Below are 17,733 nucleotides of genomic sequence, written 5' to 3'. Positions count from 1 at the left end.
CATCCTTCCTTTCAGTTATTTTTACGGCATATTTAAAACAGCGCCGTGTTGTCGTGATTAACTTTAACCGTCTTAGCGTCAATTAGTCATAACAACGGTAAAACAATGAAAGTATAAAAAACACTTTTTCGCCAATTGTGAAGAAAAAAAGAATAAATTGCGCAGAGTTGAAAGAGAAATATACAACAGCATGATATAGCAGAAATTATGCAGAACTATAACGCAGCAACGCTTATTAATAAAGCAATTCTCCAGGAATAATCCGTAATAGCATGAAACTGTGTCCCAAATCATCCCTGTAATCCTAACGTGAGCTTACAGGGACATTTATCAGGGAAGTCTTTCCAGCATTAATCCAGCCCGCAATCCGCAGGCGACAGAGGGATTAGGAAAGAGAACATATTCAACGTCATGCGTCACCGTCACGCGCTTATCCCCCTCCTCGGCCAGCAACGTTCCCTTCGCAAAGGCAGTAAAATTCAGCGTTTGCGCATCCATATAAAGCGCGAACTTGTCGCTGTGACGCGTGATTTGCGACACCACCCGATAGCGTAGCGGCGGCGAAAACGAGGTTGACGTTTCGACACCGCTCAGCAGCGCCGACAACGCCTGCGAGGTTACACTGAACTGCGTCAGATCGTTTTGCCCAAACGGCAACGCCTTTCCCAACTCCAGCGTACAGGAAAGCGCGCCGAAATGTTCAGAGCTAAAGTGCGTAAACGTACCGCCTGGCGCCTGATGAAATACCAACGCCTCCAGTCCTGCCGCGCCCAGCCACGCCAGAAAATCCGCCTCCCACGGGCGGTCGCGCTGCGGCAATACGCCAAAACGCAAATGATGCGAGCCACGAATGGCGGTATGCAGATCCAGATGCCAGCGTACCCGCGCCTGACCAGAGGAAAAGAAGGTCTCCAGACTTAGCTCCAGCTCACGCGCCCGCCGCGTTTCATCGCTTTCGGCAAAGGACTGCCAACGCCCGCCAAACATACGGTTCATATCGCTGTGACAATAGCGTATTCCCGCCGCCAGCGCCTGCGGATTGCCGAGTACCACCAGCACTCGCCACGTTAACGTTAAGCTGCCTGAAAACAGCGCCGACAGCAGCTTATCCAGCATCTCGACCGGCGCGGTTTCATTGCCGTGTATCCCCGCAGAAAGAATTAACGCGCGGTCGACCGGCGCATCGGGCGTGAGTTCAAGCAGACCATGGTTTAACCAGCGCCAGCGAAAACCCGCGCCCTTCCCCTGCGTCACCCGTGGTGTCGTGCCACTTAGCGTCAACGCCAGAAAGTTATCCATCAGCCGCCCCCGTTTGCTGGAAAGGATAAACCGACCCCAAATCCAGCAGACGCGTTAACACATCCAGCGCCTCCCGGCCTTCTCGCAATAATAACGGATCGGCCAGATCGGCAGCGGTCAGGCGATCGCGATAATAACGATCCGCCCACGCGTTAAGGGCCGTAAACAGAGCGTCATTCATCATTACCGCTGGATTCACCGCCCGTCGTTCTTCTTCTGTTAACACCACGCGTAATCGCAGACAGGCCGGCCCGCCACCGTTAGCCATACTTTCTCGCAAATCAAACACCTGCATCGCGCTGATGGGGTTATCCTCCGCCACCAGCTTATTCAGATAGCGCCAGACGCCGACATGATCCTGACATTCCCGCGGCAACACTAGCAGCATTGAGCCGTCGTCACGGCTTAACAACTGACTATTAAACAGGTAGGTCGCCACAGCATCTGATACAGAAACCTCTCCGGCGGGCACCTCTATCGCCATAAAACCGTCAACGCGCGTACGCAACTGATTAATGAGCACTTTCTGACGGGCAAATGCCGCTTCGTGACAAAACAATACCTGTCGATTCGAAACGGCGATGACATCATTATGGAATACGCCTTGATCGATGACCTCCGGGTTTTGCTGAGCGAAGATAACCTGTTGCGGATTCACCTGATTAAGACGCGCCACGGCCTCGCTGGCTTCGCGGCTCTGGCGCGCCGGATAACGAGCGGGTCGTATTTCATTCTCCTCTTCGCGCCCATAGACAAAAAGCTGAACGCCTGCCGAACCATACTCGCCGCCAAGACGGTTATGATTCGCCGCGCCTTCATCTCCCAATAATGCGACCTGCGGTAACGCGCTATGCACTGAAAACTGACTTTCATCGCGAAATATGGCGCGTAGCAGCGCTTCGGTAACAGGCGCCTCAAGAGCGCGATGAAATTTATTATTTAAATTCGCCACCGTCAGGTGAACTTTCCCGTCCAGCGCGTCTGCCGATGGGCAAACCGTCGCCGCATTCGCAACCCACATTGGCGACGCGGAACTCACGCTGGAAAGCCAGCGTGGCGCCTGACGCGCAACCTTATCCAGAATCTGCTCATCGCTACCCGTGAAGCCGAGCTGACGCAACGCCGGAATAAAAGGCCGCTCATGCGGCGGGATCACCGCCTGGGGAAAGCCGGCATCCGCCAAAGCCTTCATCTTTAGCAGCCCCTGCTTTACTGCCAGACGAGGATTCGACACCTGAAAACGGTGGCGGGTCGATGCCTCATTGCCGAAGGATAGCCCGGCATAATGGTGCGTAAGCCCCACCAGCCCGTCAAAATTAACTTCATGCGCCGTCATACCGCCTCCCTGCGAGAAAAGTCGAGGCCGGGGCTTAATGTCGCAGGCAACGTTAGTTCGGGAGATTCCAGACTGGCCATCGGCCAGGCGCAATAATCGGCGGCATACCAGGCGCTGGGCCGATGGTTGCCAGACGCGCCGACACCACCAAACGGCGCAGTACTCGCTGCCCCGGTGAGCGGTTTATTCCAGTTAACGATCCCTGCCCGTGCCTCCAGCAAGAGCTGTTCGAACTGCGCGCGATCCGTCGACACCAGCCCACACGACAGACCAAAACGGGTATTATTCGCCAGACGAATCGCCTCATCGAAATGCGCATAACGCCAGACGTTCAGCAGCGGACCAAACACCTCTTCATCCGGCACATCCGCGACGCCGGTCAGCTCAATGATGCCAGGCGTCAGCAGAGAGGTTCCCTCTTTGACCTTCCGCGGCGCCAGTAGCGTGCGACCGCCTAATGCCTCTCGTTGACGCCAGGCCTCCATCACATGCTGTGCCGCCTGCGCTGAAATCAGTCCGCCGATAAACGGCTGCGGATCGTCGTCCCATCTGCCGGGCTGCAGACGTCCGGCGACGTCAACCAGCCGCGCCAGAAATGCATCTCCCTGCGCACCCTGTTTTACCAGAAGGCGTCGCGCGCAGGTACAGCGCTGTCCGGCGGTAATAAACGCCGATTGCAGCGTCAGATGTACCGCCGCATCTATATTTGCCGCATCCTCAATAATGAGCGGATTGTTTCCGCCCATTTCAAGGGCCAGGATTTTTTCCGGCTGGCCGGATAGCTGGCGATGAAGCTGATATCCGGTACTGGCGCTGCCGGTAAACAGCAGTCCGTCGAGATCGTCGAGCGAACTCAGCGCTTGTCCGGTTTCCCGGCCGCCCTGCACCAGATTAAGAACGCCTGCCGGTAGCCCGGCCCGTTCCCAGAGTTTTATTACCGTTTCCCCGGTCCATGGCGTTAGCTCGCTAGGTTTGAAGATCAGCGTATTGCCTGCCAGCAACGCGGGCACAATATGACCATTCGGTAAATGGCCGGGAAAGTTATAAGGGCCGAATACCGCCAGCACACCGTGAGGACGATGGCGCAACGTCGCGGCGCCATCGACAAGTTCGCTTTTTTGTTCGCCTGTTCTGGCGTGGTAAGCCTTAATCGAGATGGCAATCTTATTGATCATCGCCGTCACTTCCGTTGCCGCCTCCCAGCGCGGTTTACCGGTTTCACGCGCGATGACCTCCGTGAGCTCGGCTTTATGCGCCTCCAGCAGGGCGGCAAATTTCTCTACGATAGCCTGTCGTGCCGCAAAAGGCTGTCTGGCCCAACGAGGAAACGCCGCGCGCGCCGCCTGACAGGCCTCGGCGACCTGTGCCGCATTAGCGTCATTCCCCTGCCAAAGTATCTCCGCGCTCACCGGGTTCGTTTTGCGGCGGCGTTCGCCCTGACCGGTTATCCAGTCGCCGTTTATCCATAGCGTCATACGGTTTTCTCCTCAGCGCAAAGGCGTACCAGCCGAACGTGGTCGCCCGCGCGACATTTCAGCGCATCCAACTGCGCGGCGGTAAGTACAAGTCGTGAAGTCTGCGGATCGGCACGCACCAGCGCGGCCCGAAAGTGGTGATAGTTTTCATTGGCGACCAGACATGCCGGATAGTCGCCAGGCGCGGGTTGCCCTTCCACGACTTCCACCAGTCGGCTTTTACGAATGGCCCGCACGCGGTCAATATCACACTCCAGCGTCGGCCCACCGTCGAAGATGTCGATATAGTGGCGATAGCGAAAACCTTCCTTTTCCAGCACCGCGCGGGCTGGCGCCGTTTGCGGGTGGACTTCGCCAATCACGGCCTGTGCCTCTTCAGATAAGAAGTGGGTATAAATAGGATGTTTGGGCATCAGCTCGGCGATAAACGCTTTTTGCCCGGTACCGCATAAAAAATCCGCCCGGCTGAAATCCATAGAGAAAAAGCGTTTGCCGAGACTTTGCCAGAAGGGAGAATAACCGTGCTCGTCAATGACGCCGCGCATTTCCGCCACCACTTTCTCATTGAATTTATCGCGAAACGCGGCCATAAACATAAAGCGCGATTTTGACAACAGGTAGCCGTTACCCTCTTTACGCCATTCGGGATCGAGAAACAGCGTGCAAAGCTCACTGCTACCGGTATGATCATTACTCAGGAATAATGTTGGCAACGCGTTATATACATTCAGCTCTTTGGAAGCATGAACCAGCGTACCGACACGATAGTTATACCAGGGGTCGTTAAGACCGACCGCGACCTCAATGGCGCAGATCCCGCCGACCTCACCCGTTTCACTGTCTTCGAGAACGAATACATACCCTTGTTCGCCTTTTGGCAGCTCGCCGGACCAGGTTTTTAGCGCGCGTTCAATGCGGGCCGCCAGCGTCGCTTCATTTGCCGGTAGCGAGGTTAAGCCGCCGCCCGTTTTGCCTGCAAGCTGCATCAGCGCGGCGATATCCGCATGTTCGACAGGACGAATCACCCGCATGATGCGCCTCCCGTCTGAAGGCGTTCGCACGCCATGGCAAAACGATCAAGCCCGGTGGCTATCTCCTCGTCGCTCACATTTAACGCTGGCGCAAAACGCACCACGTCGCCACCGGCAATGAGCACCATCACGCCTGCTTTTGCCGCTTCCTGGGCGATGAGTTTGGCTTTTCCGGCAAACTCCGTCTGTAGCACACAGCCAAGCAGTAGCCCCAGCCCGCGAATTTCACTGAACATGCCAAAACGCACATTAAGGGTATTTAGACGTTCAATAAACGCATCGTGGCGCTGTCTGACGCCGTTTTGCATCTCCGGCGTATTGATGATATCCAGTACTTTTCCGGCAACTGCCGTCGCCAGCGGATTACCGCCGTAGGTGGTGCCATGCGTGCCTGGCGTCATGACGCTGGCATAGTCTTGCGTGGTCAGCATCGCGCCGATCGGGAAGCCGCCGCCCAACGCTTTAGCGGTCGTCAGGATATCGGGCGTAACGCCATAATGCATATATGCATACAGTTCGCCGGTACGTCCGACGCCCGTCTGCACCTCATCAAAAATCAGTAACGCCTGATGCCGGTCGCACAATTCACGCAGCCCCTGCAAAAAAGCTTTCGTGGCGGGGATCACGCCGCCCTCGCCCTGCACAGGTTCTACGATCACGGCGCAGGTATTGTCATCAATGAGCGCGCTGGCGGAGTTCAGATCGTTATAGGCTGCATGACGAATATCCGGCGGCAGCGGCGCAAAGTCCTGTGAATAGGTGGGTTGACCGCCAGCGCTGACGGTAAAGAGCGTGCGGCCATGGAACGCGTTTTTAAAGGCCACAATGCCGCTTTTATGATTGCCGACACGATCGTGGGCATATTTGCGCGCCAGTTTTAATGCTGCTTCATTTGCTTCAGCGCCTGAATTACAAAAGAAAACGCGTTCGGCGAAAGTCGCGTCGATCAGTTTTTTCGCCAGTCGCAGCGCCGGTTCATTGGTGTAACCGTTCCCGGTATGCCAGAAGCGATTCGCCTGTTCATTTAACGCCTCGCGCAGCGCCGGATGCGCATGTCCCAAGGCGTTGACCGCGATCCCGCCAGCAAAATCAATATACTCTTTCCCCTGCTGATCCCACAGGCGTGAGCCTTCTCCGCGTACAGGAATAAAAGGCGCGGGAACATATACCGGCACCATCCATTCATCAAAGTTTTCGCGCGTAACTGACAGAGACATAGCGACCTCTTTTGGTAAAAATAAAGTTATTTATATGTTAATTAATATGAGTGTTTGCGCTGTAAATGTAGATTGCAGCATTCGTGCCAGCCAGCGTTAACATTGCATAAACAGAAGTGATAAACGGTAAATCAATGGGTTACAGCGTAGCGATATTCACTTTTACCGCATGAAAAGTGAATATTCCCGCATAGTCGGTGGCTAAAAAGAGGAAAAAGCGAAATATTATTCAGTTGCCAAATATAATTCTGGAATTGTGATCTTATACGAAATTTACTGGAAATTACCGCCCCGTTCTGGCGCATCTGCACGCAAACTGTGCCATTTTCGCGCTATAGAAAACACCATACGCTTCCATTGGCCGAATCTGACGATGAGTGGCAGTCACCCGGTAAAATTTCTGTTACCATCCCAACACGATTCACCTTGCAAAGTGGCAGTGACTATGAAATTTGTCTCTTTTAATATCAACGGCCTGCGCGCCCGTCCCCATCAGCTTGAAGCGATTGTCGAAAAACACCAGCCCGATGTGATCGGCCTACAGGAGACAAAAGTCCACGACGAAATGTTCCCGCTCGAAGAGGTCGCGAAGCTGGGCTATAACGTTTTCTATCATGGACAAAAAGGCCATTACGGCGTCGCGCTGCTAACAAAAGCCACGCCCATTTCCGTCAGACGCGGTTTCCCGGATGATGGCGAAGAGGCGCAACGCCGCATTATCATGGCGGAAATCCCCTCGCCGCTGGGTAATATTACCGTCATTAACGGCTATTTCCCGCAGGGGGAAAGCCGGGATCATCCGTTGAAGTTCCCCGCGAAAGCGCAGTTCTATCAGAACTTGCAGAACTATCTTGAAACGGAACTCAAGTGCGATAATCCGGTATTAATTATGGGCGACATGAATATCAGTCCGACCGATCTGGATATTGGCATCGGCGAAGAGAACCGCAAACGCTGGCTGCGTACCGGTAAATGTTCCTTCCTGCCGGAGGAGCGTGAATGGATGTCACGGTTACTGAAGTGGGGATTAGTGGACACGTTCCGTCAGGCGAATCCGCAAACGATGGATAAATTTTCGTGGTTTGATTACCGCTCAAAAGGTTTCGTGGATAATCGCGGACTGCGTATCGACCTCTTGCTGGCAAGCGCTCCGCTGGCGGAACGTTGCGCAGAAACCGGTATAGACTACGACATTCGCAGTATGGAAAAACCCTCCGACCATGCGCCGGTCTGGGCGACGTTTCGTGTTTGATTCCGCTTTCTGATTAACCGTAAGGCCGGGATAGCGCGACGCTTCCCGGCAGGAATAACGACCTTAACGACAATGATAAAAAAACTCGATGTTGTTGCCGCCATCATTGAACGCGACGGCAAAATTCTGCTGGCCCAGCGCCCAGCTCATGCGGATCAAGCCGGTTTATGGGAGTTTGCCGGCGGTAAAGTCGAACCCGGCGAAACCCAGCCGCAGGCGCTTATCCGCGAGCTACGCGAAGAGTTAGGGATTGACGCCACGCCCGGCGTCTATATCGCCAGCCATCAACGCGACGTGTCTGGCCGACGAATTCATTTGCACGCCTGGCATGTGCCTGCGTTTAACGGTCTGATACGTGCGCTGGAACATCAGGCATTAGCCTGGTGTACGCCGGAAGAGGCGCTGGAGTACCCCCTCGCCCCGGCGGATATTCCGCTATTGCAGGCGTTTATGGCTTTACGCGACGCCAGACTAACGGATTCGTGCTGATGGTTTTTTCGTCACGCTGGCACTGGAGCACGACGCCTTCCACTTTTATTACTGCGCCTTCGGAGTAATTCTGATCCTGGTAAACGCAGCACTGAATGCAGGGCTGGGACGACTGACCGCGCGTGCTGAAAACTTCCGGCGGGACATTCACCTGAATATCAGGACGACTGTTCTGGTTTGCCAGCCCGACCATTGGCATTATCGCCATCACGGCGACCACGAGGCTTCGGCACATAGGAGTTCCTTATTTTTCTAAGTATATTCTCAGTATAACGGTAAGCCGCCGTGAAAACTTTAATCCTCTTTTGTCATCGCTTTTAGTTATGACCCTCGCCCCGTTATGAATTTACTTAGCAGCGTCATTTTTTTCTTGCTTACCGTCACATTGCTGATGGTATAGTCGAAAACTGCAAATACATATTCTGATAAAACGCAAATACAACCACATTAATATATAAGAGGTTTTTATATCTATGGATCAGACATGTTCTCTGGAATCGTTCCTCAACCATGTACAAAAGCGCGACCCGCATCAAACCGAGTTCGCGCAAGCCGTCCGTGAAGTCATGACCACCCTGTGGCCGTTTCTTGAACAAAACCCCCGTTACCGCCACATGTCTTTACTGGAACGTTTGGTTGAACCAGAGCGCGTAATTCAGTTTCGCGTAGTGTGGCTGGACGACAAAAACCAGGTGCAGGTAAATCGCGCCTGGCGTGTGCAGTTCAACTCTGCTATCGGCCCCTATAAAGGCGGTATGCGCTTCCATCCTTCGGTAAACCTTTCCATCCTTAAGTTCCTCGGCTTTGAGCAAACCTTTAAAAATGCCCTCACCACGTTGCCGATGGGCGGCGGTAAAGGCGGCAGCGATTTCGATCCGAAAGGGAAAAGCGAAGGCGAAGTGATGCGTTTCTGCCAGGCGCTGATGACTGAACTGTATCGCCATTTAGGGCCGGATACCGACGTGCCTGCCGGGGATATCGGCGTGGGCGGGCGCGAAGTGGGCTTTATGGCGGGAATGATGCGCAAGCTTTCCAATAACAGCGCCTGCGTCTTCACCGGCAAAGGGCTTTCCTTCGGCGGCAGCCTGATTCGCCCGGAGGCGACGGGCTATGGCCTGGTCTACTTTACCGAAGCGATGCTTAAACGTCATGGTCTCGGTTTCGAAGGGATGCGCGTCGCCGTGTCCGGCTCCGGCAACGTCGCGCAATACGCCATTGAGAAAGCGATGGCCTTTGGCGCGCGCGTGGTTACCGCGTCGGATTCGAGCGGGACGGTGGTCGATGAAAGTGGCTTCACGCCAGAGAAGCTGGCGCGTCTGTGTGAAATTAAAGCCAGCCGTGACGGTCGCGTCGCTGACTACGCCCGTGAGTTTGGCTTAACCTATCTGGAAGGCCAGCAGCCCTGGAGCGTACCGGTGGATATCGCCCTGCCATGCGCGACGCAGAACGAACTGGACGTTGACGCCGCGCGCGTACTGATTGCCAATGGCGTAAAAGCCGTGGCGGAAGGGGCAAATATGCCAACCACGATTGAAGCGACCGATCTCTTCCTTGAGGCGGGCGTACTGTTTGCGCCGGGTAAAGCCGCCAACGCGGGCGGCGTGGCGACATCGGGGCTGGAAATGGCGCAGAACGCCGCGCGGTTGAGCTGGAAAGCCGAGAAAGTGGACGCCCGTCTGCATCACATTATGCTGGATATCCACCACGCCTGTGTCGAGTACGGCGGCGACAATAAGCATACCAACTACGTTCAGGGCGCCAACATCGCCGGTTTCGTGAAAGTCGCCGACGCCATGCTGGCGCAGGGCGTCATTTAATCCCGTCGTCAGGCCAGATAGCTTTACGCTTATTCGGTCTGACGGCCTGTCTCCTCAGCAGGCGGGCTTTTTTTGCCCGCTCGCTTACGCGGCGCGCTCTTTTTCTTTTCTCCACCGCCTGGCGCGACTATCCCTCTGAAGCGCTTCACCGGCGTGCGCTTAGCCTGCTCGATCAGCTGATATAACGTGCCGACCAGCGGTTGCATAAAATCCTGGTAACGGCACTGTTTTTCGCTGATTTGCGTCAAAACAGATTCCCAGTGCGCGGTCATATCTGGACGGGCCGCCATTTCCGGCAGCGAATGTATTAACGCTTTGCCAGCATCGGTAGAATGAATGTAGCGCCCTTTTTTGGTCAGAAAGCTACGTTTGAACAGCAGTTCGATAATCCCGGCGCGCGTGGCTTCCGTCCCCAGTCCATCGGTCGCGCGCAGGATCTTTTTCAGATCTTTATCCTGCACGAAGCGGGCAATTCCGGTCATCGCGGAAAGCAATGTCGCATCGGTGAAATGACGCGGCGGCTGGGTTTGGCGCTCGACCACTTCCCCCTTTTCACACAGCAACTCATCACCTTTGGCGACAACCGGCAGCGGCGTACCGTCGTTTTCCTCGTCGCGCTCTTTACTGCCCAGTAACGTCCGCCAACCGGCCTCCGCCAGAAAACGCGCTTTGGCGACAAATTTTCCTTTGGCGATTTCCAGTTCAATAACGCATTTACGAAACACCGCGTCCGGGCAGAACTGCATCAGATACTGACGCGCAATCAGGGTGTACACTTTCGCTTCGTTTTCCGTCAGATGGACAGAAGAACTGCGCGCCGTCGGGATAATCGCGTGGTGCGCATCCACTTTTTTGTCATCCCAGCAGCGATTGCGCGTATCAGGGTTAACCACAGGCTGCGGCAGTAAATCCGGGGCGTGGACGCTAATCGCGTTCATGACCGCCTGCCGTCCGGCAAAGTGTTCTTCCGGCAGATAACGGCAGTCGGAACGCGGATAGGTAATCAGTTTGTGGGTTTCATATAGCTTCTGACAAATATCAAGCACGTTTTGCGCGCTCAGGCCAAAGCGTTTAGCGGCTTCAATCTGTAGCGTCGAGAGCGAAAACGGCAGCGGCGCGGATTCTGATTCCCGTTTATCATTATAACTGGTTACCAGCGCGGGCTGACCGTTGATTCGGTTCACTACATGCTCCGCCAGCGGACGATGAAGCAAGCGCCCCTCTTCATCCTGATAAGGTTCGCACGCCTCGCTCGGCTGCCAGATAGCGGTAAAACGCTCGTCGGCAGGCGTAACGATGTGCGCCTTCACTTCAAAGAAGTCTTTGGCGACGAAGTTCTCAATCTCTTCGTCTCGCCGCACCACCAGCCCCAGTACCGGCGTCTGCACGCGTCCCACGGATAACACGCCCTGATAGCCGGCATTCCGGCCCAGGATCGTGTAAGCGCGGGTCATATTAATGCCATACAGCCAGTCCGCTCGCGCTCGCGCCAGCGCGGAGACGCACAGCGGCACGAAGTCGCTGTTCGCCCGCAGCCTGTCAATAGCACGCTCGACCGCCTGCGGGTTAAGGTCGTTTATCAGACAACGCCGCACCTGCTGGCGCTTTTCGGCAGGAAGCTGGAGATAATCCAGCACTTCATCAACCAGAAGCTGCCCTTCGCGATCCGGGTCGCCGGCGTGAATAATTTCACCGGCTTGATGCAAAAAGCGCTTAATCACATTGAGCTGTTTGGTGACGGAAGGACGAGGCTGAAGCTGCCATTTTTCCGGCACGATAGGCAGGTCAGCCAGATTCCAGCGCGCATAACGGCTGTCATACACATCCGGCTGCGCCTGTTCCAGCAAATGACCAATACACCAGGTGACGACCTGCCCGTTTCCGCACTCAATAAAACCATCGCCTTTACGGTGCGGTTTTGGCAGCACATCCGCAATGGCGCGCCCCAGACTCGGTTTTTCGGCAATAAACAACCGCATCAGGTTAACGAATCTCAACCATAGCGCGACCGCCGCGGGCCTCGACCAGTTCGCCAATCGCGGTCAGATCGATACCAAATTCCGCCGCGGTGGCTTTAACATCGTCTTCGGCGTCCGGCGTTACCGCCAACAACAGACCGCCTGACGTTTGCGGATCGCACAGCAGGCTACGAACTTCACGCGACATGTCGCCCATCAAATGACCATAGCTGGCGAAGTTGCGCTCTGTGCCGCCCGGTACGGCGCCCAGAGCAATATACTCTTCCACGCCCGGCAGTTTAGGGATGTCCTGATAGCAAAGCAGCGCCTGCACGCCTGCGCCCTGGCACATCTCGCTCAGGTGCCCCAGCAGGCCAAAACCGGTAACGTCAGTCATAGCTTTTACGCCGTCGATATTGGCAAACGCCGCGCCAGCAATGTTCATCCGACACATGACTTCCGTCGCCAGCCCCTGATGTTCAGGCTTAAGCAGCGATTTTTTCTCGGCGGTGGTCAACACGCCAATCCCCAACGGTTTGGTCAGAAAGAGTTTGCATCCCGCCTGCGCGGTACTGTTTTTCTTCACCCGTTCGGTCGGCACTACGCCTGTGACCGCGAGACCAAAGATCGGCTCCGGGGCGTCAATAGAGTGTCCGCCCGCCAGCGCGATACCGGCCTGACGGCAGGCAAAACGCCCCCCCTCGGTCACTTCACGCGCAATATCGGGCGACAGGGTATTAATCGGCCAGCCAAGGATCGCGATCGCCATAATCGGTTTGCCGCCCATCGCAAAAATATCGCTGATGGCGTTTGTTGCCGCAATGCGGCCAAAATCAAACGGGTTGTCGACTATCGGCATAAAGAAGTCGGTGGTGCTGATAATACTGGTGCCATTACCCAGATCGTAAACCGCCGCATCATCGCGGGTTTCATTACCCACCAGCAGGTTCGGGTCGACGAACTTCGCCTGCTCGCTATGCAGGATAGTCTCCAGCACTTTAGGGGAAATTTTACAACCGCAACCAGCGCCGTGGCTGTATTGCGTTAAACGAATGGCTTGCTCGCTCATGGACATCTCCTGTCATTGCATTCGCGCTATGGTAGCGCTCATTCCCTGATGTGGTAAGTATCACTGTCTGAATTACCGCGCCTTTGCTCAGAATCCAGACAGTTTTATCCCTCAGCGTCAGAAATAACGCACAAACGGCGTGGGGTCGGGGGTACTGATCGTCGTTGACGCTTTGAGCTGCGGCGTGCCGAGATAGAGAAAACCAACAATTTTATCCTGCGGGCGGCACTCAAAGGCTTCCCGCACGATAGCGCTCTCCGTTAATGCGCCGCTACGCCAGATACCATTAAACCCTTGCGCAATCGCCGCCATTTGCATCGCCATCACCGCGCATCCGGCAGACATCTCCTGCTCCCACACTGGAACCTTATGGTTTTCTTCGCATTTCGCCACCACGGTAATGATCAGCGGTGCGCGAAACGGCGCATTACGCGCTTTTTCGATCGCTTTCTCATCGCCCCCGGCAGCGACAGCGCCTTGTTCAAGCACGGCGCTGAAGCGGTCGCGCCCCTCTCCTTCAATCACAAAAAAACGCCACGGCTGTAGAGATTTATGATCGGGAACACGCATTCCCGCCCGCAGAATGTTCTGTAATTGCTCGCCGACAGGCGCCGGTTCTGCGAGACGAGAGGCGCTACGACGGTTGACCAGCAGTTCTAGTGCATCCATTTGATTAACTCCAGCAATGATATTTATTCACAAAATTAACACGGGAGCGGATTTTGTTACAGCGCAGGCAGTGATTCCTGCTGACAACTGCCTGATGGGTCATTACGATAGCCACATCTTAATGCTTTATCCTCACCAAGGTATAAGCGTTGTTACTCAGATAGGGAGAATACATGCGAACCCTGTGGCGATTTATTGCCGGATTTTTTAAATGGACGTGGCGAGTGTTGAACCTCGTCCGTGAAATGGTACTCAACCTGTTCTTTATTTTTTTGGTTCTGGTGGGCGTTGGGATCTGGATGCAGATCGGTAACGGCAGCAACAGTGAGCAAACGGCGCGCGGCGCTTTGCTGCTGGATATTTCCGGCGTCATTGTGGATAAACCCTCCACCAATCACCGTCTGGGCGCGCTGGGACGCCAGTTATTTGGCGCCAGCTCCGACCGTCTGCAGGAAAACTCCCTGTTTGACATCGTCAACGCTATTCGTCAGGCGAAAGATGACCGTAACATCACGGGTATCGTTCTGGATCTGAAAAACTTCACCGGCGCCGATCAGCCGTCAATGCGCTATATCGGTAAAGCGCTGCGCGAATTCCGCGATAGCGGCAAACCGGTTTTCGCCGTGGGTGAAAACTACAGCCAGGGTCAGTATTACCTCGCCAGTTTCGCCAATAAAATTTGGCTTTCCCCACAGGGTCAGGTAGATCTTCACGGCTTCGCTACGAATGGCCTGTACTACAAAACGCTGCTGGATAAACTGAAAGTCTCTACCCACGTTTTCCGGGTCGGCACCTATAAATCCGCCGTCGAGCCGTTTATCCGCGACGATATGTCGCCCGCCGCCCGCGAGGCCGACAGCCGCTGGATAGGCGAACTGTGGCAGAACTACCTGCATACCGTTTCCGCCAATCGCCAGATTTCGCCGCAACAACTCTTCCCCGGCGCGCAGGCTATTATCGACGGGTTAACCAGCGTGGGCGGCGACACCGCCAAATATGCGCTCGACCATAAACTGGTGGACGCCCTCGCCTCCAGCGCAGATGTTGAAAAAGCGCTGACGAAGCAGTTTGGCTGGAGCAAAACCGAAAATAACTATCGCGCGATCAGCTATTACGATTATTCGCTGAAAACGCCTGCGGATACCGGCGGTACTATTGCGGTTATTTTCGCCAATGGCGCGATTATGGATGGCGAAGAAACGCCAGGGAATGTCGGCGGCGACACTACGGCATCGCAGATCCGCGACGCACGCCTTGATCCTAAAGTGAAAGCGATTGTGCTGCGCGTCAATAGTCCAGGCGGTAGCGTCAACGCCTCCGAAGTTATCCGCGCCGAACTGGCGGCGGCAAGAGCGGCTGGCAAACCGGTGGTGGTCTCAATGGGCGGTATGGCGGCCTCCGGCGGTTACTGGATCTCTACGCCGGCAAACTATATCGTGGCCAGCCCCAGCACGCTGACGGGTTCAATTGGCATCTTCGGCGTCATCAATACGGTAGAAAACAGCCTGTCGTCGATTGGCGTACACAGCGACGGCGTTTCCACCTCGCCGCTGGCGGATATTTCGATGACCAAAGCGCTGTCACCGGAAGTGCAGCAGATGATGCAACTCAGTATTGAGTACGGCTACAAACGCTTTATCACACTGGTGGCAGACGCGCGTAAGCGTACGCCGGAGCAGATTGATAAAATCGCACAAGGCCATGTCTGGACCGGAGAAGACGCGAAAGCCAATGGTCTGGTGGACAGTCTCGGCGACTTTGACGACGCCGTCGCCAAAGCGGCGGAGCTGGCGAAACTGAAACAGTGGCATCTTGATTACTATCAGGACGAACCGACGGTCCTTGATATGGTCATGGACAGTATGACCGGATCAGTACGCGCCATGCTGCCGGAGGCCATTCAGGCGATGCTCCCGGCGCCGCTCGTTTCCGCCGCCAACACGGTGAAGGCCGAGGGGGATAAACTAGCGGCATTTAACGATCCGCAAAACCGTTATGCGTTCTGTTTGACTTGCGCGAACGTTCGCTAATGCTTCATCAATAGCCATACCGGATGGCGGCGTCTGCTCATAGCCGCCATCCGATAATCATTAATACGTCCTTCGCGACACGACTGAACATTATCATGCAAAAGAAATCAATTTACGTTGCCTATACCGGCGGTACTATCGGTATGCAGCGCTCAGATAAAGGGTATATCCCGGTGTCCGGGCACCTTCAGCGTCAGCTGGCGCTGATGCCGGAATTCCACCGCCCGGAGATGCCGGATTTTACCATCCATGAATATGCCCCGCTGATGGATTCATCAGATATGACGCCGGAAGACTGGCAGCATATCGCTGCAGATATCAAAGCGCACTACGATGAGTATGACGGTTTTGTTATTCTGCACGGCACCGACACGATGGCGTTTACCGCATCGGCGCTCTCTTTCATGCTGGAAAATCTGGGTAAACCGGTTATTGTGACAGGGTCACAAATTCCGCTGGCTGAGCTGCGTTCCGACGGGCAAATTAATTTGCTGAATGCGCTTTATGTCGCCGCCAACTACCCTATTAATGAAGTAACGCTGTTTTTTAATAATCGTCTGTTCCGCGGTAATCGCACGACCAAAGCCCATGCGGATGGGTTTGACGCTTTTGCCTCTCCCAATCTGCCGCCCTTGCTGGAAGCAGGAATTCACATTCGCCGTTTAAATACGCCTCCCGCGCCCTACGGTTCTGGTGAATTAATCGTTCACCCTATTACGCCGCAGCCGATAGGCGTAGTGACGATTTATCCGGGGATTTCCGCCGAGGTAGTACGTAACTTTCTGCGTCAGCCGGTAAAAGCGCTGATTCTGCGCTCTTATGGCGTAGGCAACGCGCCGCAAAATAAAGCGTTTTTACAGGAGCTGAAAGAGGCCAGTTCGCGCGGCATCGTGGTGGTTAACCTGACGCAATGCATGTCAGGGCGAGTCAATATGGGCGGGTACGCTACCGGTAATGCGCTGGCGCACGCTGGCGTGATTGGCGGTGCCGATATGACCGTCGAAGCCACCTTAACCAAACTGCATTATTTGTTAAGCCAGGGCCTGGACACTCAGGCGATTCGTAGCGCGATGGCGCAAAACTTGCGTGGTGAATTGACGCCGGATGATTAAAAAATCCCGACGACAAGGAGAAGATAATGACAAACCGGGCCTTATTACTGGTCGACTTGCAAAATGACTTTTGCGCCGGCGGCGCGCTGGCTGTAGCGGAAGGCGACAGCACCATCGACATCGCCAACGCTCTTATTGACTGGTGCCAGCCCCGGCAGATTCCGGTGCTGGCCAGCCAGGACTGGCATCCCGCGCAGCATGGCAGCTTCGCCAGCCAGCATCAGGCGGAACCCTATAGTCAGGGAAAGCTGGACGGGCTGCCGCAAACGCTCTGGCCGGATCACTGCGTTCAACATACCGACGGCGCGGCGTTACATCCCCTGCTTAACCAACATGCGATTGACGCCTGCATCTATAAGGGTGAAAACCCGCTGATTGATAGCTACAGCGCGTTTTTTGACAACGAACATCGGCAGAAAACTACCCTTGATACCTGGCTTCGCGAGCATGACGTTACCGAGCTTATCGTGATGGGGTTGGCGACCGATTACTGCGTAAAATTTACGGTGCTGGATGCGCTAGAGTTGGGCTATGCCGTTAACGTTATCACCGATGGCTGTCGCGGCGTGAATATTCACCCGCAGGATAGCGCACACGCGTTTATGGAGATGGCGGCGGCAGGCGCGACGCTGTATACGCTGGCAGACTGGGAAGAGACGCAGGGCCAGGCTGTCGCCAGGTAGCGGAGCAGGTATCGTATCCGGTCAATACATCACGCAACGGTGAGACCATTGCATAGATCTTTGGGCCGGATACGTCACGTCAGCGTCGCTACCAGGCAAAGCTCAACGCAGGCTGGAGAGCGCTTCTAACAAAACAGATTAAAAAGCGCGTGCTGGCCGGCGCAATGTTCTGGGAATAGGCCGCCAATGACAATAATCAGTTAGCGAAACAGTTGGCGGACTCGCTGGACATTAAGCGTAATGGGTAAAAATATGGCGGGCCTGTGCCTGACAGCAATGTGCAGGCCCGGTAAGCA

The 17,733-nt window shown here is 55.0% G+C and carries 15 protein-coding genes; 6 read left to right on the top strand and 9 right to left on the bottom strand.

What is annotated here, in order from left to right:
• Positions 1-330: 330 nt before the first annotated feature.
• The 5 genes from astE to astC are packed head-to-tail and all read right to left on the bottom strand — an operon-like array spanning position 331 to position 6,358.
• Positions 331-1,299: a succinylglutamate desuccinylase gene (gene astE, locus NBA72_RS00880; RefSeq protein WP_042947443.1), complete on the bottom strand. Its 969-nt coding sequence runs from the start codon at positions 1,297-1,299 to the stop codon at positions 331-333.
• Entirely contained in the window at positions 1,292-2,635 is a 1,344-nt protein-coding gene (gene astB, locus NBA72_RS00875; RefSeq protein ID WP_000123949.1) for an N-succinylarginine dihydrolase, read from the bottom strand. Before astB ends, astE begins: the two co-directional genes overlap by 8 nt.
• Positions 2,632-4,110: a succinylglutamate-semialdehyde dehydrogenase gene (gene astD / locus NBA72_RS00870; protein WP_042947446.1), complete on the bottom strand. Its 1,479-nt coding sequence runs from the start codon at positions 4,108-4,110 to the stop codon at positions 2,632-2,634. The genes astB and astD overlap by 4 nt, the downstream gene beginning before the upstream one ends.
• Positions 4,107-5,141: an arginine N-succinyltransferase gene (gene astA / locus NBA72_RS00865; protein WP_001263891.1), complete on the bottom strand. Its 1,035-nt coding sequence runs from the start codon at positions 5,139-5,141 to the stop codon at positions 4,107-4,109. The genes astD and astA overlap by 4 nt, the downstream gene beginning before the upstream one ends.
• A complete protein-coding gene (gene astC, locus NBA72_RS00860) occupies positions 5,132-6,358 on the bottom strand; it encodes a succinylornithine/acetylornithine transaminase (protein WP_023226924.1) in 1,227 nt (408 codons plus the stop codon). Before astC ends, astA begins: the two co-directional genes overlap by 10 nt.
• Before the next feature lie 445 nt (positions 6,359-6,803).
• Here astC and xthA point away from each other — a divergent pair, with 445 nt between their 5' ends.
• Together xthA and NBA72_RS00850 are read left to right on the top strand one after the other, a co-directional pair.
• Positions 6,804-7,610, top strand: coding sequence for an exodeoxyribonuclease III (xthA, locus tag NBA72_RS00855; RefSeq protein WP_000673954.1), 807 nt, complete (start codon positions 6,804-6,806; stop codon positions 7,608-7,610).
• Positions 7,611-7,682: 72 nt separating this feature from the next.
• Positions 7,683-8,099, top strand: a complete 417-nt coding sequence (locus NBA72_RS00850) for a pyrimidine (deoxy)nucleoside triphosphate diphosphatase (protein ID WP_000592136.1) — start codon at positions 7,683-7,685, stop codon at positions 8,097-8,099.
• On the opposite strand, the gene NBA72_RS00845 is transcribed toward NBA72_RS00850, so the two are convergent.
• On the bottom strand, positions 8,059-8,334 hold the full coding sequence (locus NBA72_RS00845) for a YnjH family protein (protein ID WP_000336848.1): 276 nt from the start codon (positions 8,332-8,334) through the stop codon (positions 8,059-8,061). The genes NBA72_RS00850 and NBA72_RS00845 overlap by 41 nt on opposite strands.
• Before the next feature lie 238 nt (positions 8,335-8,572).
• Here NBA72_RS00845 and gdhA point away from each other — a divergent pair, with 238 nt between their 5' ends.
• The gene (gene gdhA / locus NBA72_RS00840; protein ID WP_000372865.1) at positions 8,573-9,916 is read left to right on the top strand and encodes an NADP-specific glutamate dehydrogenase; all 1,344 of its coding nucleotides are present in this window, start codon (positions 8,573-8,575) and stop codon (positions 9,914-9,916) included.
• Positions 9,917-9,945: 29 nt separating this feature from the next.
• On the opposite strand, the gene topB is transcribed toward gdhA, so the two are convergent.
• From topB to NBA72_RS00825, 3 genes are all read right to left on the bottom strand, one after another.
• On the bottom strand, positions 9,946-11,895 hold the full coding sequence (gene topB / locus NBA72_RS00835; RefSeq protein WP_042947452.1) for a DNA topoisomerase III: 1,950 nt from the start codon (positions 11,893-11,895) through the stop codon (positions 9,946-9,948).
• A gap of 4 nt (positions 11,896-11,899) precedes the next feature.
• Positions 11,900-12,943 carry a selenide, water dikinase SelD gene (gene selD, locus NBA72_RS00830; RefSeq protein ID WP_001294888.1) on the bottom strand — a complete coding sequence of 348 codons (1,044 nt, stop codon included), beginning with the start codon at positions 12,941-12,943 and terminating at the stop codon, positions 11,900-11,902.
• Between the two features lie 117 nt (positions 12,944-13,060).
• Complete coding sequence (locus NBA72_RS00825) at positions 13,061-13,612, bottom strand: NAD(P)H nitroreductase (protein ID WP_000339313.1); 552 nt, start codon at positions 13,610-13,612, stop codon at positions 13,061-13,063.
• A gap of 173 nt (positions 13,613-13,785) precedes the next feature.
• Here NBA72_RS00825 and sppA point away from each other — a divergent pair, with 173 nt between their 5' ends.
• The 3 genes from sppA to pncA all read left to right on the top strand — a co-directional run bounded on the left by sppA (position 13,786) and on the right by pncA (position 17,437).
• A complete protein-coding gene (sppA, locus tag NBA72_RS00820; RefSeq protein ID WP_001259884.1) occupies positions 13,786-15,642 on the top strand; it encodes a signal peptide peptidase SppA in 1,857 nt (618 codons plus the stop codon).
• Positions 15,643-15,737: 95 nt separating this feature from the next.
• Positions 15,738-16,754 (top strand): asparaginase, encoded by a 1,017-nt coding sequence (gene ansA / locus NBA72_RS00815; RefSeq protein ID WP_001170134.1) that lies wholly within the window; start codon positions 15,738-15,740, stop codon positions 16,752-16,754.
• A gap of 26 nt (positions 16,755-16,780) precedes the next feature.
• Positions 16,781-17,437: a bifunctional nicotinamidase/pyrazinamidase gene (pncA, locus tag NBA72_RS00810; protein ID WP_000184707.1), complete on the top strand. Its 657-nt coding sequence runs from the start codon at positions 16,781-16,783 to the stop codon at positions 17,435-17,437.
• Positions 17,438-17,733: the final 296 nt, after the last annotated feature.

Source organism: Salmonella sp. NW1250, assembly GCF_051812965.1.
GTDB classification, from domain to species: Bacteria; Pseudomonadota; Gammaproteobacteria; order Enterobacterales; family Enterobacteriaceae; genus Salmonella; species Salmonella enterica.
Note: the sequence above shows the minus strand (reverse complement) of the source record. Positions and strands in the feature narration are given on the sequence as shown.